Genomic DNA, 21702 nt, shown 5'->3' on the forward strand with positions numbered 1-21702 from the left:
TAGGGGGATATTTATTTGTACAAATATGAAAAATTAATTTCATGGGTAGAAAACATTAAAGAGACAAATCAAAGTTCTGCGGCAGCACTTTGTATTATTAAAGATAATAAGATTGTGCTCGAGCATTATAGTGGAACGCATTCAAATATTTCTACTAGTAAAAAAGTAAACATATCTTCACAGTTCAATGTCGCTTCCGCAAGAAAAAGCTATTTAGGATTAATGGTAGCTTATGCAGTTTATGAGGGGAAAATAAAATCACTTGATGACGAGGCAGTAAATTATTTTGAAAAACCTGATCCTTCATTACTCGGTAAAACAACGATAAGACATTTAGTAACTCATTCACACGGTTTAAATGAAACTAATGATGGGACAGTTTTTCGTGAGTTTGAGCCGGGACAAGCTTGGGCGTACAGAGATATTAATGTAAGAATGGTCACGCAGCTTATTTATCAGCTGTATAATAAGAGTTTTCCTGAACTATTAAAGGAGCGTGTATTCATACCTGCTGATTTCAAAGAAACTGGATGGAGAATAAAGCAAGATGATAATGTAGTTAAGGTTGTTGTAAATCCAAATGAAGATGCCATAAATAGTGTTGGTACAGTAGATGACGGCTCCGAGAAAAATTTGTTTGTCTCTGCGAGAGAATTTGCATACTGGGGGAACCTGCATTTAAATACCGGGTTTTTAAATGGTAAACAAATTGTCCCAAAAGAAGTTATAGCACTTGCTACGAGCTTACAAAGTCCAGAGTATACAAATAAAGAACTACCTCAAAACGGGTTGTTTTGGTTCGTTCAAAATGAACCTGCTTTATTTAGTGAACTTGGTGAGCGAGTTCCTAAAGGTTCCTATCAAATATTAGGAATTACAGGACCAACGATATTAGTCATTCCAGAATATAATGTCGTCGTTGCTAAAATGTACAATAAAAGATACAACTATGGTGGGGATAATTATTTATATTATTTACGTGAATTTAGCAATTTAGTCGCTGATACATTTAGTAGCAGTAAAAATAATATGGTTAGGGCATAACTACTCCTATAATAAAAAGGAGTGAACTTTAATGAAAAATGAAGTGAATAAAAATAAAAAGCAAAATATAAAGGATGTAAACACAGAACAAAACGCGATTTATAGCGATCCGAAAGATGCAGCTAATATGCAAACTGTACCGCAGCCGAAAGACTTTGAGGAAATTGAATATTAATTTTCTCTCCGACTTATTTATGAAAGAAAAATACGTCTTAAGTCTCATCACTTTCAGCAAATTATTTGATAACATATGTACATAAGCATTCGAAAATGTCTTATCTTAACAAAGCTTTCTTTAAATGCTGTATATAACCTACAAAAAGACACTTCTTGATGAAGTGTCTTTTTGTGTAGGCTAACTTAATTTCCATTTTCCGTACAGTATCTTGCAATTTATCATGGATATACTAACTGTGAAAATTCATGTCATGATAAAAGAAGGGGACAGTTAGTATGAAACAAACATCTATAAATCCGTTGTTAATTGTTCTAGGTACAATCATTGTTCAAATTGGCCTAGGAACAATTTACACATGGAGTTTATTTAATCAACCCCTTGTAAGTAAGTTTGGATGGAACCTCAATTCAGTCGCGATTACTTTCTCAATTACGAGTTTTTCTTTATCATTCTCAACTCTATTTGCAGGAAAGCTACAACAAAAATTTGGACTTCGTAAACTTATCGCTACAGCTGGAATTGTTTTAGGACTCGGTTTAATACTTAGTTCACAAGTTTCCTCATTACCATTACTTTATTTATTAGCCGGTGTTGTCGTTGGATATGCTGATGGAACAGCATATATTACATCACTATCTAATTTAATTAAATGGTTTCCAAACCGTAAAGGGCTTATTTCTGGTATATCTGTTTCAGCATATGGAATGGGTAGCTTAATTTTTAGATATGTAAACGGAAATCTTATCGATAGTCTTGGTGTATCACAAGCATTTTTATATTGGGGTATTATCGTCTTACTTTTAGTATTAATCGGATCGTTCTTCTTACGTGAAGCAATTGTAAGTAACACCGCAACTGAAACATTACACAATGACTATACTCCGCGTGAAATGATGCGAACTAAACAAGTATATTTCTTGTTTTTCATGCTATTTACTTCCTGTATGGGTGGTTTATATTTAATCGGTATGGTAAAAGACATTGGGGTGCAGCTCGTTGGTCTTAGTGCAGCGACTGCCGCTAATGCCGTCGCAATGATTGCAATCTTTAATACAATAGGTAGAATTATTCTTGGAACGTTATCAGATAAAATAGGTCGATTAAAAATCGTCTCTGCTACATTTATTATTATTGGATTGTCCGTCTTCACTTTAAGTTTCATTCCACTAAATTACGGGATTTATTTTGCTTGTGTAGCAAGTGTTGCCTTTTGCTTTGGTGGTAACATCACCATCTTCCCAGCAATTGTGGGAGACTTCTTCGGATTAAAAAACCATAGTACAAACTACGGGATTGTTTACCAAGGTTTCGGATTTGGTGCACTTGCAGGATCATTCATTGGGGCACTACTTGGTGGATTTCAACCAACCTTCATTACAATCGGTGTTCTATGTGTTATATCTTTCGTTATCTCTATAGTAATCCGCCCTCCAAATGCAGAAAAGGAGAAGGAAATCAAATCGTTAAATCGAAAAATAGCTTAATGCTAAGAAAGAGTCCTTATACTAGGGCTCTTTTGCTTTACAAAAAAATGTATAAATAATGGATGACATTCAAAAAATCTAATTTTATCCTTGTACTTATTTCATAATCTAACATTAAAGAAGATAGGACATTCCGATTATTAAATTGAATAAATAATGTAAAGGGGCGTGATAGTTAAAATGCAAATAGTAAGGCAATGGGTACAAGAAGATAGTGATTACATAAGAGAAAAAGTAATTGAATATAACCAAAAACAACTTTCAAATGAAGAAAAAACACCTTCAGAAAAGATTAGTTTTATAGTGAAAAATGAAAAAGAAGAAATAGTAGGAGGGATAACGGCAATCACATTTTGGCACCATGTACATGTTGACTTTCTATGGGTTTCTGAAGAATACAGGCACGAAGGTTACGGAAGCAATTTAATGAATCTTATTGAAGAATTTGCAATTAAAAAAGAATGTAGGCTAATCAAATTAGATACTTTTAGTTTCCAAGCCCCTAATTTTTATAAGAAGCATGGGTATAAAGTGATAGGGGTAAGTGAAGATCATCCTAAAGGACATAATCATTACTATTTAGAAAAAAGGTTATAAATGAATCATTAAAGAGTGTATTATGATTAATCTTTTTCAAAATATGCTCTTTTCTTTTGTGTGTCTATGAACACGATATCGTTTCGTATTAGTTATTTACTCAAATTACTTTTTATGAATCCAAACAATTTAATGATAGAATAAAACAAAGACAGAAAATTCTTACCATTCAAGGGAGTTACATATGAAAAAAGTAAATGTTACATACGCAATTCTATATGATGAAACTCATGAAAAGCTATTAATGGTTAAAAACAAAGGAAAAAATGGTTCTTATTACACTTTACCAGGTGGAGCAGTTAAATTCGGGGAAACGTTAGAAGAGGCAGCAATTCGTGAAGTAAAAGAAGAAACAGGGCTAGATATATCCGTAAAAGGGGTTTGTTCCATTAGTGAAGCCTTTTTTGAGGAGAGAGGACATCATGCAATCTTCTTTAATTTTTTAGGAGAAATAATCGGAGGGGAAATCTGTATATCATGGCCAAAAGAGATTGAAGAGATTACCTGGATGGAATTAGATTCAGCAGAACCTTATTTACGTATACCAGAACACTTAAAAAGCCTTTTACAAAAGAAAGAAACAGTTCCTTATATTTTTAATGGAACTATTATTCATCAATCTTCATAAAGATATTATTTTATTTAAGGCGGGGGAAAAATGGAGTTTATCGTTAATCACAAACAATTTACACAAGCTCTTTCAGAAGTAAGTAAAGCTATCTCAACAAAAACTTTAATTCCTATATTATCCGGAATAAAAATAACAGCAGATCAATCTGGAATTACTTTAATCGCAAGTAATTCGAATATTTTCATTGAAAAATTTATACCTATTTCAATTGAAGACGAACAAATTGCAACTATTTTAAAAGCAGGAAGTATTGTTGTACCAGCAAAATATTTCATTGAAATTATTAAGAAAATGCCAAGTGATATTTTAATACAAAGTATGAATGAGCAATTGATTACAATTCAATCCGATGAAATTACTTTAAACTTAAATGGATTCTCGGCGAACGAATTTCCAAATGTACCATTTATAGACGAACATGCAGAAATACAAGTAGAGACGGAACAATTAATTGAAGTCTTTAAACAAACTGTCTTTGCAGCAGCTAAAAATGAATCTAGACCAGTTCTTACTGGCGTACATTTCGTTATTGATCATAACAAATTAATTTGTGCTGCTACTGATTCGCACAGACTGGCTTTACGTGAAATAACCATTTCTTCACATGCGAAATTGAATTGCATTGTACCAAGTTCCACTATTAGTGAACTACTAAAATTAATGAACAGTAATTCAAATTTAGTATACATATATCTTTCAGAGAGTCACATTATTTTTAAATTCGGTACAATTACGTTGTATTCAAGGCTTATTGAAGGGAAATATCCTAATATATCCGGCCTAATTCCAAATGAATCCCAAACGGTTATTAATATAGATAGAAAAAAGATTTTACAAGGTGTAGATCGGTCAAGTTTATTAGCTAGTGAATGGGCAAATAACAACGTTAACTTAGAAATCATCGACGAATTCACAATACAAATCTCTTCCAACGCTTCTCAAATTGGTAAAATATCCGAGACACAACAACTAGATGCTATTCACGGTGAAAAGCAATTAAATATATCTTTTGATGGACGGTATATGGTCGATACTTTAAAAGCAATAAAAGAAGATAGAGTTACTTTAAGTTTTGGTGGTTCCATGAGACCGATATTAATTGAAGCAGGTGAACAATCTGCAGCAATATATTTAATATCACCTGTTAGAACTTATTAAGAACAAAGTAAGGAATTAAATTATGTACAAGCACACTTTATGTTTTATAAAAAGAAATGAAGAACTACTTATGCTAAATAGAGAATATGATCCTGTAAAAGGATTATGGAACGGTGTAGGAGGGAAGATAGAAAAAGGAGAAACACCGTTAGAAAATGCAATTCCAGTAGATATAAGAGAACTCCAAAATAAGTGAATTAACAAAAAGCGAACCTATTTAATATAGTTCGCTTTTTGTTATGATTATACTTCTCGCCACCAATCTGAAGTAGGATAATCTTTAGCTTTCAACGTAATAGATTCACCTATTTGCGGCGTTGCAATATTAACCCCTAAACGATTTGCTTCTTTCGTAACTCGCTCAATTGGATCACTCCATTCATGTAATGATAATGTAAAAGCACCCCAATGAATAGGAACAAGCAATTCTCCTTTAACGTCAATATGAGCTTGTACTGTTTCTTCTGGCAACATATGAATTGCAGACCATCTCGTATCGTATTGCCCGCATTCCATTAAAGTAAGATCGAATGGACCGTATTTATTACCAATTTCCTTAAAGTGCGGAGCATATCCACTATCACCACTAAAGAAGGCTTTCGTTTCTTGACCAAGGATAACCCATGAACACCATAACGAACTATCTCTATCTGTCATACTTCGTCCAGAAAAATGCCTTGCAGGTGTACAAACTAATTTAATATTATCAAACGTAATTTCATCCCACCAATTATGCTCACTAATTTTACTAGGTGAAACACCCCATTTAATAAGATAACGCGCAACTCCAGTCGGAACATAAAAGTGCTTTGCACGATCTTTTAACTGCATAATACTTTTGTAATTTAAATGGTCATAGTGATTATGCGAAATGATAATCGCATCAATTTCCTGAAGGTCTTCACGTTCTAAAGAAAAAGCACCACTATAACGTTTACTATTAAAAATAGGAAACGGGGAAGAGGCATCGCCAAACATAGGATCTAATAACAGCTTTTTACCTTCTATTTTTAAAAGAGCAGCAGAATGTCCAAACCATGTAACACTCTCTAAAGACTCATTATCTTTATTCGATAAAACAATAGGTAAATTCTTTATAGGTCGCAACTTTGTTTTTATTTTAAAGTAATCAGTCATTAAACCTATAATATCTTTTGGTTTAAAACTTACATCAGTATGAATTTGATTTATATATTTCTTTTTCATTAGTTCTCCTTTTTACGTTTAACAATATACGTATGTTGTTATTCTAGCTGTTATTAGTGTAAACTATATCGTTTTACCTTTCATCTTTAATACAATACATTTCATAAATTCTTCAAATTTATTATTTATATATATAAAATAGAATTCATTTAGCAGCAGCTAAAACTAATATTATGTATTTGTAAATTGTTTTATTTAAGTAAATTTGTTCTCATACACAACAAAGAACGTACGTTTCGTTATATGTTATAGAAGCAGGTAGGTAACTAATTATCCAAAAGGAGCATACTAAGGTTTTTAATTTGAGATTATTAAAGGGTACTTATTTTTATTTATAGAACATAGTAAATACATAGATTTTACAATTAACTTATTTAAAAAGAAGGGCTGTAATGATGCTTGCTAATAATACCCCAGAGAAAATACTACAAACAGCTTATGAGACTAAAATGATTTCATCTGGAGATAATTCTCCAACTATAAAAATAAGTGAAACAAATCGTCAATATTTACTTGTTATGCTTCATCTTAGAATTGAATCAAATACTATAAAGACAGTACTAAATTGGACTAATGAAGAATTTGAAAAGCACATTTATTTATTAGAATTAGAAGGCTTATTGAAAAGGACAGGAGAAGGCTACTATCCGACGTGTATGGTTATAACAGCTTATGAAGGGGATAAATTGTATAACCTATGTAAACCTCTAATTAAGCCTACACTTAAAATGATTGAGAAATATTCTAATCAAATTGATATTATTTCTAAAAGAATTGAAACATTTAATCATTTACCTAAAGAATCGTATAGTCTATTACTTTATAGTGGTGTGTTACTAGATTTTGGACAAATAGATAATATTGAAGAAAACTATTTAGAAACGGAACGACCTTTGAGAAATGAGAAAATATATTATTATGCGATCCAAGAACAGGCACAAACAGACATAGGGGCATTCGGGATGTATGGTAATACGTATTTTGATTTAGGAGAAATTCAAATTGGCCTTTATGGAAATACGCGATATTCAACCTTAAATTTAATAACAGCGAATAAGGAAATACTTGAAGAACATTTTCACGATGCTATTACTGATATTAATTACGCGAAAAAGCAATTAGTAAAAAATTTTGTAGCAGTAGATAGTCAAATAGACTTAAATTTAAATGTATTTTACGAAAAACTAGGCTTAAATCAAAATGCACAGCCTATTATTCCAGTTTTTAAAACAACCGACTTATCTATTCTTAGCGAAATCGCTAACACAATTAGTGAAGAATTAATCTTATTGTTAAAGGAAAATGATCAACCTCTTAAAGAATATTACGTAAGCAGCAGATACTCAATGGAAATAACCTATGAAGAATTTTTTATATGGTGGTATCACTTTTTCTATACAAAAGTAACTGATGAATTAATAAAACAAGACGTAATTAAAAGCAGCTCTCGAGGGAATCAAACATATATAACTCTTTAAACTGTATGTATAGAATTTAACTTCACATTGTAGCAGGAGGATACGTGTATGGCTGTTATATGCTTAGTTAGGCACGGGGAAACGGAGTGGAATGCTATTGGAAAGCTCCAAGGTCGCGAGAACATTAAGCTAAATAAACATGGTAAACAACAAGCTGAAAAATGCGGTCTATATTTACGTGAAACACAATGGGACATTATTATTTCTAGTCCTTTATCAAGAGCAAAGCAAACAGCTGAAATCATAAATACATACATGTTAATACCAGTAAACCTTATTGAAATGGAGAATTTTATAGAACGCGATTATGGTATGGCTTCAGGATTAACGACAGAAGAGCGAGCGCAAATGTTTCCAAATCGTAATTATATAAATCAAGAACCAAGAAGATTTCTAAAAACAAGAATTATAACCGGTTTGAATATAATACAGAAACAACACCCAAATAGTAAAATTATTTTAGTTACTCATAGCGCTGTCATAAACACAATTCTCGCTCTTATATCCAATAATGAAATAGGCTCAGGAAAAACAAAACTTTTTACTGCTTGTATCAGTAGCATCTATTACCATCAAGAACAATGGAAAATAAGTGAATACAACAAAATAGATCATTTGTGAACAGATAATAGTTCAGAAAATAATTAGAATTAATATATAAAGAAAATACGATATTAAAAAGAGAGAGAAGTACATTGCAAAAGAAATTTATCAATCCGGAAACTATGCCAGCAACTTTCGGTTGCTCACATGTAGTCGAAGTTAGTAACGCTAAACGAACAATTTACATATCTGGACAAGTAGCGATTAATGCTGATGGTCATATAGTCGGGAATGGAGATTTAGGTATACAAACGCGCCAAGTATTTGAAAATATTAAAGTAGCATTAGAAGCTTCAGAATTAAATTTTAATGATGTAGTAAAATTAATATTTTTCTTGACGGATATTTCTCAAATGGCCATTGTTAGAGATATTCGAGATCAATACATCAACACAAACAATCCACCAGCAAGTTCAGCTATAGAAGTTAACAAATTGATTAACGATAAATTATTAATCGAAATCGAAGCAATCGCTGTAGCAAACTAATTTTAAAAAACTTATTCTTAATCATATCAACGCAATTCGTTCACTTTAAAAGAATTGCGTTTTTTATTAACTAAAATATAAATTATACACGGAAACATTCTTATCAATAACACAACATGAACAACTTAAAATAACAAATAACCACACAATCTATAACACATTATTAACCCAATTAAAAAGGGGAGCCTAACAATCATAATTAACATATGATAAGTTTATTACTTTTTTCTAGTTAACATAATATATATTATACAAAGTTGTATAGAGTGAGTGTTTCTCTGTATCAAAAACCAAGTAAACTATACTTAATGAGATGAAAGGGAGATTTTTAATGAGATTTATACTAAATCGAACTTAAATGCTTTTTTACGTTTTTATCACTTAATTTATATTTAATCCGTTCATAGCAAATCCGAACTTAAAATTCATGAGTCGTTCTATTTACAAACACAAAAAAATTTTACGTAACAATATATTTAAAACAAAAATTTAAAATCGATTAAAGTGTTTTTATTACTAATAAATTTCCCACTGATTGATTTATCATTTTTAGCTACATATATGATTTGCTACATGTTACATTATTTTTATTTATTTCATATCATCGCTTGACTTTTATTATGATTGCTATCTTTTAATTTAGTTAACATAATTAAATATTATCAAAACAAAAATCATCCTAACTGTTAGGATGATTTTTTAGCACTTAAACATATATACACCAATAAATCGGGTCCTTTTCCCTATTTAAACATAAGTAATGCTCTAAATTGTTATTTTAATAGCAATCCCAATTGTAAATAACATTGGAAAAATCTAGGTTTAATAAATCTTCCTTGCGTATAAAGAAATTAGCAACACCAGAATCTCCCCACATAATATTTAATGAATTGTCTGTATCAATTTGCATCAATAATATATCGTGTTGTTGGTATTTTTCTTCCCATTCCCTCGGATCTGTCTGTGTAAAAAATGGATAACCACCAATTTTATGTCCTTGATCTTCGCATAAATCATCATACAGTTCGCCTAATTCTGTATTGTTTTCTTTATCAACAATTTCTTCCCAATCAATGTTATCATTAAAAATCTTTTCGAATCGATAATCTCTTGATGTTACTGGTTGATAATCCAATTCAAACTTTAGTTTCGCTGCTTCGGGTATGATAAAATCCTCTAATTCTAATGTGTTTAAGTAACTAAAATCCGTAATAACCTTAGTTAAATCTTCTGTAATTGTAGAATGAGAAATAATTCGAAAGTCTTTTTGGCTTGTTGGATGATCAAAATCTGCTCCAAAAAGCTCATCATCAGCACTTACGAAAAATTGTAACATGCCCTTTTGAGGCATATATTCAATATGTGGAATTTCTTCAAGGTTTAACTGCGCAAGTAACATCATAGGTTGGCCATTAGAGTCTTTAGGATGTTCCTGATTTATAGGTAAATACGGATATCCACCAAACTTACTTTCAAAAAGGGTTGTCTCTGCTTGCGTTCCAGACACTTTAATATACGGTTTCACACTTTCTTCTAAAATACTACGATACTGTTCTAGTTCTTTCGGAATTTGAAGGTGATACGTATTTTTCACAGCTTTTACCTCCCTTTAGTAACGAATTGAAAACACCTAACTTAATTATATAGCAAGAGATAGCTTGATTGAAAATTGTTAAAAATCCGTTTTCACTCTCATTTTTTGCGCACTTGGCGGACAAAGTAAATTATGTTCTATAACTTTTTTATTTATAGTTCGAATTAAATCCGCTGCTTCTGCTGTATTTGTATTTTCTTTTAGTCTTTCTTTTAAATCGTCAATTTCTTTTGAAAGCTCAATCCACCTAGGTAAAACATGATTATTTGCCAAAGTTCTATACAGTTGCTTTTCAGGATTGTACGAAAGGTCTTTATCAAGATTAAGAGGTTTCCCTTTACCAGGTAAATCATTAAAAGCTCCTTTCTTTTCTGCCTGTTTAACAATAGAACTAATATGATCCTCATACGTGAATGACCAAACTTTCTCATCTTTCACTAGAATTTCTTGTTTTTTTAGCTTTTTATCTAACTCATCTTGATTCATAGATTCATTCCTCTTTTCATTTTATAGTGTTGTTTTTGAATACTTTAATGTCCTCAATCCACCAGGTAGCTTTTTACGCCACCAAATGCCATCGTGACCGCCTTTAAACTCTTCATAAATGGTTTTGTATCTTTTTTCTTTTAAATCTTTATAGAGACGTCTATTCACCGTTAAAAGAGGTTCATTTTCAAGTTTTCCTGATTTCGTATGAAATTGAAGATGAAATGTATACTGGTTAGCCGATGTAATAAGAATTTCTTGAAGGTGTGAAGTGCGAGAATAATCATGTGGTGTATAAAGATGAATCTTACGTGTATTATTTAAAATTGAACTATAGAAAGAATATGTTTAAGCTTGCTGTAAAGTGATAGCTATTTAATTTTGATATGAAGAATATAAGAGCCTAGCTACATTTTATTTGTAATAAGGCTCTTTAAATTTGTTTAATTCTTATTGCACTAACGCATCCTTTTAAATCGGTTATTTATTAGAAAAATTATCAATTGCTTGAATAGCTTGTTCCAACGCTTTTATTCTTCTTTCTAAAAGTGTTCTTTGGGGACTACCAGCCTTTGACTTATCATAAAATTTCTTGATTGATGGCAACAAACCAGTAATGACATTACGAGCTTCTGCTAACTCTTCCAGGGTGTAATGATGGGTTCTTTGATTCCAAACGTTTTCTAGCATTGCTAAGCCGATGCAAACAGCTTTCAGTCGTTTCTTTACTAAAGTAGTATTTGCGCCTTTTTGAGTCATCTGCGACAAAGCATTTTCTAGTTTATTGATTGTTGATTGTAAAGATTTTATTGATTCCAATTTATCTACATTTGATACGTTTTCCATTTTAGTGCTGTCCCTTCTTCGTTTCTGAATTATTTTGCTTGATACTTTATAACATCGATAAGAACCTGATTTCACTCGGAATATTTTAACATAAATAACTAACAATATTTGAAAGTAATTCTCAAGAATCCGACACAATTGTTGAACACAAGTTAACTAACCTGCCTGATAGTCCAATAAGAATTAAAAACCTTTTTTGGCACTTAATATTTACATGATGAATAATGATTTAAAGGAAAACGACCGCAAAACTAAAATCCTCTTCCCTCCTCTGCAGTATTTTATAAGTACTTCTTTCTTCTCATTAGAATTCCTATATAAACAAGTTGGAAATATTGTATATTTTATGAACCAAAAAACGCACAAGCTATTTAACCTGTGCGTTTTCGTCTTTATTCAGTAAGGTAGTAAAGTAACAGTTTCCGAGTCTTCTCATAATTCATGAAGTCTCTATGTAAAATGGGATACTGTACAATTTCTGTTTCAAGAAAATGATATTGCGGAAACCATTCAAAAAACGATATTCGTAACCATTTTATTTGCTCAAACGAAATCTCCTCTTCGTTTTTATTCAGTACATAACTTAAAGTTCCTGCTGTATGCATCCAATAATAATTTAAATCGGCATTAATACAGTCATCTTCTGTAAACATATTTTTATAATCTTTCCGTATTTTTCGAATGTCACAATTCGGAAATGGTTTATATAGAGGACTATGCATTTTCTGCAATTCATTAAAAATAACTTCTTTTCCTAATATCAACTTTCCACCCCTTTATTTCTCCATCCAATTCAATAAGTTTTCATAATGATTATGAGCATCCTTATAGCCAAGGTTATATAAATTAACGAGCTTTTCTTTATTTCTTTCTATTCCACTTATAGGAAGCTGTGAGCTTGGCTGAATTACATAAAAATTATCTTTTTGTTCGTTGTGATTCATATAAGATACAGTTTCATTATAAAAACGATAATGTTCTACTAAATGCTCTGCGATTTTTGGATATCTTCTATACAAAATCTTAGCTAGTCCAGAAAATTTATTACGCTGCTTCTCGTATCCCTCTGGCTTTGTCATAATAACAACATTCTTTTGATAACCATCATTTTGAGCTTTAAAAACTGGTATAGGATCTATAATCCCTCCATCTAATAATTTTCGATTATCATATTCTACAGCAGGTGCTATAAACGGCACAGAGCTTGATGCACGAATAATTTTCAAAATATCATTTCCATGTTCTGTTTTATTATAATAAACTGCCTGTCCTGATTCGCAATCAGTCGTTCCGATTACAAACTGTTCATTTGAATTTAGAAATGTTTGAAAATCAAACGGTACAATTTTGTTTGGTACTTCATCAAATAAAAAGTCCATTCCAAATAATTCACGTTTTCGAATTAAGTTTCGATAAGATATATACCTGTGATCTGCTACTAGCTCTGTGTTTACTTGCTTATTTCTTCCTTTTTGACGTGACAAATATGTTGCTCCCATACACGCTCCAGCGGATACACCGACTACATACGGAAAGAATAAGTCCCTTTCCATAAAATATTCGAGTACTCCTGCAGTATATAACCCTTTCATTCCGCCGCCTTCTAATACTAAACCGATACTCTTCATGCTTAATCCCTCTGCTTCTATTTTCTTAATTACATGTTAGCACAAGATTTTAGGATGAGGTTATATAAATTAATTGCAACAATAACGAAAAACTATTGAACTTATGTCATAATGTCTTATCCAATAGCATGGTACAATATAAGAAACTCATTCCACATATTATAAAGGAGGAATTTCATATGGGTTTATTTAGTGGTATTTTAGGAAATGCATCAAGTGCGAGTACAGAAAACGTTGAACGTGATTTAGAAAAGATTATGCTAGATGATGAGAAAGTTGAGCATGCTTATAAATTAATTCGTGATTTAATCGTATTTACAAATCGCCGTCTTATTTTAGTAGACAAACAAGGAGTAACTGGTAAAAAAACAGAATACCATTCTATCCCTTATAAAAGTATTACACAATTTAGTATTGAAACAGCTGGGCATTTTGATTTAGATGCAGAACTTAAAATATGGGTATCTAGTTTGAGCGCGCCAATTACGAAAGAATTTAAAGGCGATGATAGCATATTAAGTATTCAAAAAGCGTTAGTAACATATACGACAAAATAGTTCATTTTTGTATATTTATTCGAATTTAAAATTACTAACCCGAACTTTTTGGAAGAATATACATAAAATTTGTATATTTAATCTAAAGTGATACAAAAAGGTAAAGCATTTAAAATGTGCTTTACCTTTCTTTTTTATAATAAATTAAAGTTGCTTTATCATTTAATTTCTTTTTAAATTCCGCTCTTATATATCCCATCTTTTCATATAGAAAACAATTTCGTTTTTCCTCTAAAATTGTAGCAAGCTCCCAAGTCGTTATTTCCGGAAACATCTCCTCAATTAAAATTAATACTTTTTGAGCAATTCCGTTTCCTTGATAGTTTGGAATAATAAACATCGGGCTTATCCCAAATTTGGATACCTCTTCTTTACGTGATATACATATTGCTCCGACAAGATTCGTATTTACGAAAATTTTATAAAATCCACCGTCCGGATTATTTATTCTTGAAATCGTTCTTTCAATAAGTTCATTTGCCGGACTTGTTTCATAGTCCTTATACTTTTCTAGTAATGAGCTAAATGATTCTACTTGCATTTGAAATATAATCTCTGCATCAATTTCTGTCGCCTTCTCTAATGTTACCAATTTAAACGCTCTCTTAAAGAAGTAATATGAGCTGTATGATGCCGACCGTGCCATGCATATAGTCCAATTGCAGCAGCAAGTTTTGTTTCTCCTGATTCAGGATGATTAAATGTCTTTTCTAAATCTGCTGGTTCTAAAGAATATAATAAGTTAACCCACCTTTTATGTAATGAATCTAGCATGACAAGTGAAACATCTACTGGTAATTTTGAGTCAGGTAGCTCTGCCCATTTTTCTTCTTTGTACGGTTTAATAGTTGGATTCTTTTCTGTCAGTGCTAATTTAAAGCGTATGTAGCTATTCATATGACTATCAACAACATGGTGAACGACTTGACGAACAGTCCATCCACCAACGCGGTACGGTGTATCTAACTGCTTCTGATCTAAATCTTTTATCGCTCTTGCTAGTTCATTAGGTAAATCCTCTATTTCTTGAATCCATTTATCAATTATTTCTTCTGTAATAGTGCCTACATAAGTAAATTGACCTATTGGATAACGTAAATCCTTCATGTACATGTCCCCCCCTATTATTTTTAATCCTTAGTAGCCCTCCAAATATAATGTACGATATTTGCGTTTTCTCCGTTTAAATCTACAGTAGTTGTATCTGCTTCCTTTTCACGAGAAAATCCGCTCTTTTCTAATACAATTTGTGAAGCTATGTTATTTGTTGTTGTCATAGCATGTATTTCATTAATTTCATAGACTCTTGCTTGAGCCAAAATCAATTTTACAGATGCTGCTGCAACTCCTTTTTTTGTAAACTTCTCTCCAACTCGGTAGCCTAACGACCCAATTCGTTTTTCCTTATCTACATCAACTAAATTGATACGTCCTACAATTTCTTTTTCTGTATTACGTATGAGATGAAAATAAGAAATCCCCTCAGTTTGTTCTTTTAATAGTTCGTCAAGTTGCTTTTGAAAGTATTCATACACGTAATAATTAGAGCCACGACTTGGTACCATTGTTTCAAAAAATGATTTGTTCGTGAGTTCAAAATTAAATAAATCTTCAGCGTCTTGATTCTTTAATTGTTCTATGTATATTTCCATCCCGTTTATCCCTTCTTGATTTACTAACTGTTATACATTCTTTTTCAAACGATAATTTTCCTGCTATTTCTTTCGTCTGAGTAATACAGTAAGTAATACTCTAGGGTGAAAAAGATGAAATGGACTACGAATTAAGTTCATAACTCTGACTAACCGAATATAAATATCAGAATCTCTTGCAGAAAGTTGATATATTTGTTTCGTATACCATTGCTGAAATTTTTGTTTCGTAGTTAATTCTTTCTGTAACTTAGGATGACGTGCTATCTCCGTTGTGGTCATTTCCCAAGGTGTTTTGATAATCATAGCAGACTTCATATAAAACTCTCGAGTTAATGTTTTATCAAGCCTTTTTCTCCCTTGAAGAATTAATTGCAATTGGTGAGCTTCCATAGCTGCAACTGAAACACCTTGTCCGAAAACTGGATCAAAACGACAATGCGCATCTCCAACTACTAACAATCCTTCAGGTAAATTATTAACTAGATCAAATCGCCTGCGTACTTGATATGGAATTTTGTACGTTTTTATATCGGTAATCGCCTCAGATTTGTTTAGAAACTCTGTAACATTAGGGGTTGATAGATTTTCAGCAAAATCATAAAATTCTTCATCTGTTTGCGGTGCTTTTTCATTTGCATATCCACTAAAAGTAACAAAATAACGATCATCTTCAATCGTTTGAATTAAAACACCATACGGATTCTCAGGAAAACTTGGAGACATAAGCATATTACAGCAGTCTAATTTCTCTTTTTCTTTGAGCCTAAACACTCTAGTTGCGTAAAACAAATCAATTCTTACTTTCTCTTCTTGTACTTCAAAATTGTATTCTTGTAACCAATCTATACTTTTTGAACCAAATCCACTTGCATCAACAACAAGATCTGCATGAAATTCTTCTTTCATTCCTGTTTTCAAACATTTAGCTCTTATTCCATAGACTTTATTAAGTTTGTTATCTACTAGTAATCCTTCAACCAACATTTCATACTTCGTAGTAAAATTTGAAACTTGTTCAATTCGTTTTTGAATATGGGATTCTAACAGAAGACGACTTTGCTGAATCATATTTATTTCGCCCTTGAAAGGCTGCTTCCATAGGCCGAACTGATGCCATTTTAAATCTCGAGTAAAGTTATTTACGATGCTACCTGCTTCAATTAATTCATTAGTAATGTTAGGAAACAACTCCTCAAGTGCTTCTTCGCCGCCTTTTAATAACACATGCGGATGATTACTTTGCGGAACTCTTTTTCGCGGACCTTTCCCATCCCATCTTTCTCCGGCTTCTAAAATGAGTACTTCTTCAAAAGTATTTGATAAAGCCTTTGCGGCGAGTTTCCCTGCTATACTTCCACCGATAACGATAGCCCTAGTAAACATTTTTTCCCCCTTAATGAAAAGAGATCCTGTCGTGTATGAATGAAACAGGATCTTAACTAATTAATTTCTTGATAATTATATTTAAAACACCTGTGTGAATTGCAACGTTAAAATTAAAATACCTAATCCCCATACGTAATACGCGAATACTTTTAAAGAATGACGTTTTAAATATTGAATCATCCATGAAACTGCTATGTAACCAAAGAACGCTGCTGATAACGTTCCGACAATTAATGATGTACTAGAAATAGATTCTGCTTTCCCTTGAAAAACATCTGTAAATTGCAAGATGATAGCTCCGACAATAGCCGGTGTTGATAATAAAAATGAAAAGTACGCCGCTGTTTCGCGGTCTAACTTTCTCCATAATGCAGCGACAATTGTCATTCCAGAACGAGAAATTGCTGGAAATATAGCTACTGCTTGAAATGAACCAATTATGAATGCATCTTTATATGTAATATCATTCATTTTTTTACGACCGTTCTTTTGTTTATCGGCCATATAAAGAAATAAACCCGTCACTAAAAACTCCCAACCTATTGTTATACCTGTTTTTGAAATATCTTCAAAAAAGTCTTTAAATAATAAGCCGATTACAACCGCAGGGATCGTCCCGACAATAAGTAAAAACATAAGCTTTGAAAACGGATTTTTTATTAAATAAATGAATTCTTTTCTATAATAAATAAACACTGCAAGCAAAGTTCCGATATGCAGCATCGTATCTAAAAACAAACCTGCCTCATCTAACTGAAAAATATGCCTCCCTAAATATAGGTGACCTGTACTGCTTATAGGTAAAAACTCTGTCAGCCCTTGAATAATTCCTAAAATAAAAGCTTCTAGCCAATTCATGATGATCTCCTTTCTCATTTGCTTGTACCAATATATGATGCTTTATTTTTTGTTATGAAAAAAAGTATATTTCTCTTGGGGATTTACTTTAACCTTTATTTAGAAGTTATGGATTGCAATGACGATGGATATATATGTTAAAACAAAGGAGGGTTTACATGGAGAAACACACAAAGTTAGGCAACATATTACTTTGGATTGGACCTATTCTTGTGTTCTTAGGATTATGTATGACAAATGTAATTACAGACATACCTTTCTTCGAAGGAAAGCATAAAACTCTTGGAATTATTATGTTATTAATCGGGGTAATTTCTTTAATTGCCGCTCATTACTTTAAAATACGAAAAAATTCTGTCGATTAAATAATATATTCCCTTATAAGGAGGAACAAATGCGAAGGAAATCATTACGGATAAAAATTACAAAGCTATATAAATAAAAACAATCCTAGTGTATGTACTAGGATTGTTTCATTTCGCTAATGTTGTTTATTTATAAAACACTTTATCAACGTTATATTTCGCTTTGTATTCATTAATGATGTAAGTTTCGTAAATTTCTCTTTCTGTTGGATCTTCTACGATACATGCATCGATACGGTATACTTCATCACGATTATTTTTGATTGGTGAAACATTATCTTCAAAATGCTTTTTAATACGTTGTCTAATTTTACGAGCTTTACCTACGAAAAGAAGTTCGTCATTAATATTGTAAAACATAAAAATGCCGCCTTTATCTCTAGGGAACAAGTGGAAATCGATAAAACCGTTAATTGGAGTAATTAATGGCTCGTCTCCTTTAATAACTTGGTTACGTTCAGTAATTGAAACATCAGCTTCAGGAATATTAATTTTAATCAAGTTCATTCACGTCCTCTTTTATTATAAAGATAAATAATAGCATAAGTAGGTAAGAAAAGCTATGTTCAGAGACATATTTCATTTTATAATTCAAATATTATAGGTATATCATGTAAACTTTTTTTCCAAATCATATGATCACTTGATTCGCCCCAATAATCCTTCAGTACATAAATAGGCTCTCCGAATTTCTTCTTCCATATTTTTTGTGCGTTTTTATATCCACTATCCAAACAAAATTCTGTTATTCCTTTACCTAGTAAAGTAAGAAACATTGCATTTAACAGCAAACTCCCTATACCTTTTCTTTGATACTCCGGAAGTATAAATACAGTTCCTATTTCATACAAATCCTTAAGTACACCATCTGTACAACTATTAATTAATGTACTTGCTGGACCGATTTCAATCGTTCCAATGATTTTATCGTTATTTGTATCTATTGCTAATAAAAAGTAACGACTTTCTCCATTACTATCAAAATCATTTTTCAAATATTGTTTTTTCGAGTTAATTTCATTTTCTATGTCATCTAATAATTGTGATAACCCTTCGTTTTTATAAGTATTCGTAATAACTAGACGGAAAAATAAATTTAGTTCATCAATATCATCCGAATTCGGCCTTCTAATTTCAACGTTATACATGATTTAAATCTCCAATCTTTGAAAATATATGAGAAAGTGTATTCATTCAAAAAGATTTTATACAATTGTTAAGACCATACTTTATATACTCTATTCATTATTATTCTACACAGCTCTGCATAGATCCAGCAGTATAGAAAACTCAGTATAAATATTAATGTAATAATTTTCATATCCATAGTTGTATGAATAGTAGGACCAAGTACAGGAAAACGGAAGATATCGAGAATGATCATAATTCCTATAAGTAGACATATCGCTGAAAAGGAAATTACCCAAATCCTCCTCTTGAATTGTAAAAAGGATACTCCTAACGCTATACCTAATAATCCTGTAGTAAAGGGAAAGACAATTAGTTCACTTGGCTCAATAATGAATAATAGGAAAATAGTAAGAATATAAGAAAGTACTCCCTCACGAATAGAATAACAAATAGCCAGAAAAATCGGTAGCGTCGCGAAAGGACTAATAAATAACCCAATTCCAGGGATTAAGTTCCCCGCAGATTGAAAAATAGCAGCAAATGAACCGAGTAACGCTGTAATGACTAACCTACTTGCAGGAGTCACCTTTCTTTTATGAACAAAATTCGCATCCTGCTCTATCATCCATTGATACCAATAGCACCTAAAGCGATTCATCAAAATACCTCCTAAAGATACCCAATTCATCACTTACTATAGTATTCATACACTTATGGTTTATGAGTTACTTTCTACTAATCGTTTATACATAGAAGTTTTTTAAGGGGACAACAGGTTGTGCGTTTTAAAGAAGAATGAATTCCTTATATTTTTAGACTTAGAGTTTATATCGTATCAAGGAACAATTTCATAAATAGTACCTTTGTTAAAATCAGTTACTTTCATAGAACCGTAAACTCCTAAATATAATCTAGTTTGATCTAAGTTTGTTCCTAAACTAACATAATAAGCTGATTGAGCACCAAAATCATAATTGGTTTCAATAACATGAAAATCATTACGTTTATCGTCTATACTTGCTCTAGTATAAGCTAACACTCCTTTTACTGGAGATTGAGATTCTTCTTTCTTGGCAAGATCAGTAAACACGATACTACCAGTTAAACTAGGAATTGTAGTTCCCATATATGGTTGTACTCCTGTAAGTGAGGTTCCTCCAAACTTATCTGCTCTGGAATCTTTATGAAAATAACTAATTAGGGGCTGTATGCGCCTCACTGATGTTTCTATTGTTTCATTATAATAAGCCATTGTTCTCTCATCCAAAGTAGGATTCTCAGAACAGTGCCTTATAAAAGAAGTAGGAAATTCTCCTTCCCATCCTCGCCAACCAAAATTAATAAATCCATCTTGATTGGGAGTGGATCTCATTAAATGCGTTTGAACAAGTTCGGTAACCGGTATGGGTTTATAATGAACAAACGAAAAAATAGACTCTACAATATCCTGCCCGACATTTCCAGCATATTTGATATACTGATTATAAAACCTTTGAAATGAAATACCTGTTATATTCCGAACTCCTTTCGCAATTACTGTAAGTGTTTCTTGTATAGATAAAGGAAACTCATTAAAGCGTGTAACTACTGGAGGGTTATTTATGAATGTATTTTTACTTACATCAATTTCAATTATTTTACCCGCTATTTCTAAATCATCCTGGCTTAAATTAAATGGATCATAACCCGATCCACCATCTCCATTTGTAAAAACAAGTTTTCCACTCTCAGGTGAAAAGTTTAAACTATTGACTCCGTTATGATTAAAAAAGGGCCTTCTTATGTTAAGTAATGTCCGTCGTTTTTGAGGTTGACTATGTGATTGTAAAATCCATTCCTCAACCGTATCAATATGATCATATTGAGTATCTCTATTTACCCACTTTAAGTTTAAAGTTTTCGGATCACACGGATTAGGTTTAAAAGGTTCAGAAAGGGCACCCGGACCTTGAGTGCCAGCTACTGAATAATGAAGGTAAAATAAACCGTTTTGATAAAATTGTGGATGAAACGCTAGTCCTAGCAATCCGCGTTCATCATAACCGCTACTAGAGACACCTTCTTCAAACGTGCCTAATTTGATAATTCGCGGGCGAATATCTAAAAAAGTCCTTATAACTCCGTCTCCTATGTAAAAGATTTCTCCTACCTGGGTTGCAATAAATAACCTTTCAATTGAGTCACCTGGTAGTATAGTTGTTTTCAAAACAGTAGGTAAATTGAACTTACTTGCAATGGGTCGTAAACTAACCTTAACTTTTGTCAACTTACTTTACACCCCTTTAATTGCGTTTTATTAAAAGAGTATGATTAGAACTGTTCGATTAGT

25 protein-coding genes and 2 pseudogenes are annotated in these 21702 nt (G+C 31.9%); 12 read left to right on the top strand and 15 right to left on the bottom strand.

Annotation, left to right across the window (positions count from 1 at the left end; translation table 11 throughout):
• The first annotated feature begins 15 nt into the window (after window positions 1-15).
• The 7 genes and pseudogenes from ACE38F_RS15295 to ACE38F_RS15325 all read left to right on the top strand — a co-directional run.
• Entirely contained in the window at window positions 16-1044 is a 1029-nt protein-coding gene (locus ACE38F_RS15295; RefSeq protein WP_375369046.1) for a serine hydrolase domain-containing protein, read from the top strand.
• 31 nt (window positions 1045-1075) lie between these two features.
• Entirely contained in the window at window positions 1076-1219 is a 144-nt protein-coding gene (locus ACE38F_RS15300; protein ID WP_002013225.1) for a hypothetical protein, read from the top strand.
• A 278-nt stretch (window positions 1220-1497) separates the two neighbouring features.
• A complete protein-coding gene (locus tag ACE38F_RS15305) occupies window positions 1498-2706 on the top strand; it encodes an L-lactate MFS transporter (protein ID WP_002161621.1) in 1209 nt (402 codons plus the stop codon).
• Between the two features lie 180 nt (window positions 2707-2886).
• Window positions 2887-3303 carry a GNAT family N-acetyltransferase gene (locus tag ACE38F_RS15310; RefSeq protein ID WP_002161622.1) on the top strand — a complete coding sequence of 139 codons (417 nt, stop codon included), beginning with the start codon at window positions 2887-2889 and terminating at the stop codon, window positions 3301-3303.
• Window positions 3304-3487: 184 nt separating this feature from the next.
• Window positions 3488-3931: an NUDIX hydrolase gene (locus ACE38F_RS15315; protein WP_375369047.1), complete on the top strand. Its 444-nt coding sequence runs from the start codon at window positions 3488-3490 to the stop codon at window positions 3929-3931.
• 30 nt (window positions 3932-3961) lie between these two features.
• On the top strand, window positions 3962-5092 hold the full coding sequence (dnaN, locus tag ACE38F_RS15320; RefSeq protein ID WP_375369048.1) for a DNA polymerase III subunit beta: 1131 nt from the start codon (window positions 3962-3964) through the stop codon (window positions 5090-5092).
• A gap of 22 nt (window positions 5093-5114) precedes the next feature.
• Window positions 5115-5282: pseudogene (locus ACE38F_RS15325) on the top strand (NUDIX domain-containing protein); the annotation flags it as partial.
• A gap of 53 nt (window positions 5283-5335) precedes the next feature.
• Here the strand turns inward: ACE38F_RS15325 and ACE38F_RS15330 are convergent.
• Complete coding sequence (locus ACE38F_RS15330; protein WP_375369050.1) at window positions 5336-6298, bottom strand: MBL fold metallo-hydrolase; 963 nt, start codon at window positions 6296-6298, stop codon at window positions 5336-5338.
• A 395-nt stretch (window positions 6299-6693) separates the two neighbouring features.
• Here ACE38F_RS15330 and ACE38F_RS15335 point away from each other — a divergent pair, with 395 nt between their 5' ends.
• The 3 genes from ACE38F_RS15335 to ACE38F_RS15345 all read left to right on the top strand — a co-directional run bounded on the left by ACE38F_RS15335 (window position 6694) and on the right by ACE38F_RS15345 (window position 8867).
• Window positions 6694-7776: a hypothetical protein gene (locus ACE38F_RS15335; RefSeq protein WP_375369346.1), complete on the top strand. Its 1083-nt coding sequence runs from the start codon at window positions 6694-6696 to the stop codon at window positions 7774-7776.
• A 48-nt stretch (window positions 7777-7824) separates the two neighbouring features.
• On the top strand, window positions 7825-8397 hold the full coding sequence (locus ACE38F_RS15340; RefSeq protein ID WP_375369052.1) for a histidine phosphatase family protein: 573 nt from the start codon (window positions 7825-7827) through the stop codon (window positions 8395-8397).
• A 74-nt stretch (window positions 8398-8471) separates the two neighbouring features.
• Window positions 8472-8867, top strand: coding sequence for a RidA family protein (locus ACE38F_RS15345; RefSeq protein WP_375369054.1), 396 nt, complete (start codon window positions 8472-8474; stop codon window positions 8865-8867).
• A gap of 778 nt (window positions 8868-9645) precedes the next feature.
• Here ACE38F_RS15345 and ACE38F_RS15350 read toward each other — a convergent pair.
• The 5 genes and pseudogenes from ACE38F_RS15350 to ACE38F_RS15370 all read right to left on the bottom strand — a co-directional run bounded on the left by ACE38F_RS15350 (window position 9646) and on the right by ACE38F_RS15370 (window position 13421).
• Window positions 9646-10461 carry a YwqG family protein gene (locus ACE38F_RS15350; RefSeq protein ID WP_375369056.1) on the bottom strand — a complete coding sequence of 272 codons (816 nt, stop codon included), beginning with the start codon at window positions 10459-10461 and terminating at the stop codon, window positions 9646-9648.
• 78 nt (window positions 10462-10539) lie between these two features.
• Window positions 10540-11232 (bottom strand): annotated as a pseudogene (locus ACE38F_RS15355) (DnaJ family domain-containing protein); the annotation flags it as partial.
• A gap of 195 nt (window positions 11233-11427) precedes the next feature.
• Window positions 11428-11793 (bottom strand): hypothetical protein, encoded by a 366-nt coding sequence (locus ACE38F_RS15360; RefSeq protein ID WP_375369058.1) that lies wholly within the window; start codon window positions 11791-11793, stop codon window positions 11428-11430.
• A gap of 392 nt (window positions 11794-12185) precedes the next feature.
• Window positions 12186-12557: a YxiJ-like family protein gene (locus tag ACE38F_RS15365; RefSeq protein ID WP_375369060.1), complete on the bottom strand. Its 372-nt coding sequence runs from the start codon at window positions 12555-12557 to the stop codon at window positions 12186-12188.
• Window positions 12558-12569: 12 nt separating this feature from the next.
• On the bottom strand, window positions 12570-13421 hold the full coding sequence (locus ACE38F_RS15370; protein ID WP_375369061.1) for a patatin-like phospholipase family protein: 852 nt from the start codon (window positions 13419-13421) through the stop codon (window positions 12570-12572).
• A gap of 179 nt (window positions 13422-13600) precedes the next feature.
• Between ACE38F_RS15370 and ACE38F_RS15375 the strand changes: the two genes are divergently transcribed.
• Complete coding sequence (locus tag ACE38F_RS15375) at window positions 13601-13978, top strand: PH domain-containing protein (RefSeq protein ID WP_283747204.1); 378 nt, start codon at window positions 13601-13603, stop codon at window positions 13976-13978.
• A gap of 121 nt (window positions 13979-14099) precedes the next feature.
• Here the strand turns inward: ACE38F_RS15375 and ACE38F_RS15380 are convergent, their stop codons facing one another.
• The 5 genes from ACE38F_RS15380 to ACE38F_RS15400 all read right to left on the bottom strand — a co-directional run bounded on the left by ACE38F_RS15380 (window position 14100) and on the right by ACE38F_RS15400 (window position 17877).
• On the bottom strand, window positions 14100-14624 hold the full coding sequence (locus ACE38F_RS15380) for a GNAT family N-acetyltransferase (protein WP_375369063.1): 525 nt from the start codon (window positions 14622-14624) through the stop codon (window positions 14100-14102).
• Window positions 14564-15085, bottom strand: coding sequence for a YfiT family bacillithiol transferase (locus ACE38F_RS15385; protein WP_002065716.1), 522 nt, complete (start codon window positions 15083-15085; stop codon window positions 14564-14566). Before ACE38F_RS15385 ends, ACE38F_RS15380 begins: the two co-directional genes overlap by 61 nt.
• Window positions 15086-15108: 23 nt before the next feature.
• A complete protein-coding gene (locus ACE38F_RS15390) occupies window positions 15109-15630 on the bottom strand; it encodes a GNAT family N-acetyltransferase (RefSeq protein ID WP_375369064.1) in 522 nt (173 codons plus the stop codon).
• Window positions 15631-15693: 63 nt separating this feature from the next.
• Window positions 15694-17016 (bottom strand): FAD-dependent oxidoreductase, encoded by a 1323-nt coding sequence (locus ACE38F_RS15395; RefSeq protein WP_375369066.1) that lies wholly within the window; start codon window positions 17014-17016, stop codon window positions 15694-15696.
• 81 nt (window positions 17017-17097) lie between these two features.
• Complete coding sequence (locus ACE38F_RS15400) at window positions 17098-17877, bottom strand: undecaprenyl-diphosphate phosphatase (protein WP_215556462.1); 780 nt, start codon at window positions 17875-17877, stop codon at window positions 17098-17100.
• Window positions 17878-18035: 158 nt separating this feature from the next.
• Between ACE38F_RS15400 and ACE38F_RS15405 the strand changes: the two genes are divergently transcribed.
• On the top strand, window positions 18036-18242 hold the full coding sequence (locus ACE38F_RS15405; RefSeq protein ID WP_215556461.1) for a hypothetical protein: 207 nt from the start codon (window positions 18036-18038) through the stop codon (window positions 18240-18242).
• Window positions 18243-18368: 126 nt separating this feature from the next.
• Here the strand turns inward: ACE38F_RS15405 and ACE38F_RS15410 are convergent, their stop codons facing one another.
• The 4 genes from ACE38F_RS15410 to ACE38F_RS15425 form a co-directional block, all read right to left on the bottom strand.
• The gene (locus tag ACE38F_RS15410; RefSeq protein WP_002136542.1) at window positions 18369-18749 is read right to left on the bottom strand and encodes a nucleotide excision repair endonuclease; all 381 of its coding nucleotides are present in this window, start codon (window positions 18747-18749) and stop codon (window positions 18369-18371) included.
• Between the two features lie 77 nt (window positions 18750-18826).
• Window positions 18827-19390 carry a GNAT family N-acetyltransferase gene (locus ACE38F_RS15415; RefSeq protein WP_215556460.1) on the bottom strand — a complete coding sequence of 188 codons (564 nt, stop codon included), beginning with the start codon at window positions 19388-19390 and terminating at the stop codon, window positions 18827-18829.
• A gap of 68 nt (window positions 19391-19458) precedes the next feature.
• A complete protein-coding gene (locus tag ACE38F_RS15420; RefSeq protein WP_215556459.1) occupies window positions 19459-20031 on the bottom strand; it encodes a YybS family protein in 573 nt (190 codons plus the stop codon).
• Between the two features lie 177 nt (window positions 20032-20208).
• Window positions 20209-21639: a PQQ-dependent sugar dehydrogenase gene (locus ACE38F_RS15425; protein WP_375369068.1), complete on the bottom strand. Its 1431-nt coding sequence runs from the start codon at window positions 21637-21639 to the stop codon at window positions 20209-20211.
• Window positions 21640-21702: the final 63 nt, after the last annotated feature.

The sequence above is a fragment of the Bacillus altaicus genome, from assembly GCF_042136375.2.
Taxonomy (GTDB): Bacteria; Bacillota; Bacilli; order Bacillales; family Bacillaceae_G; genus Bacillus_A; species Bacillus_A cereus_U.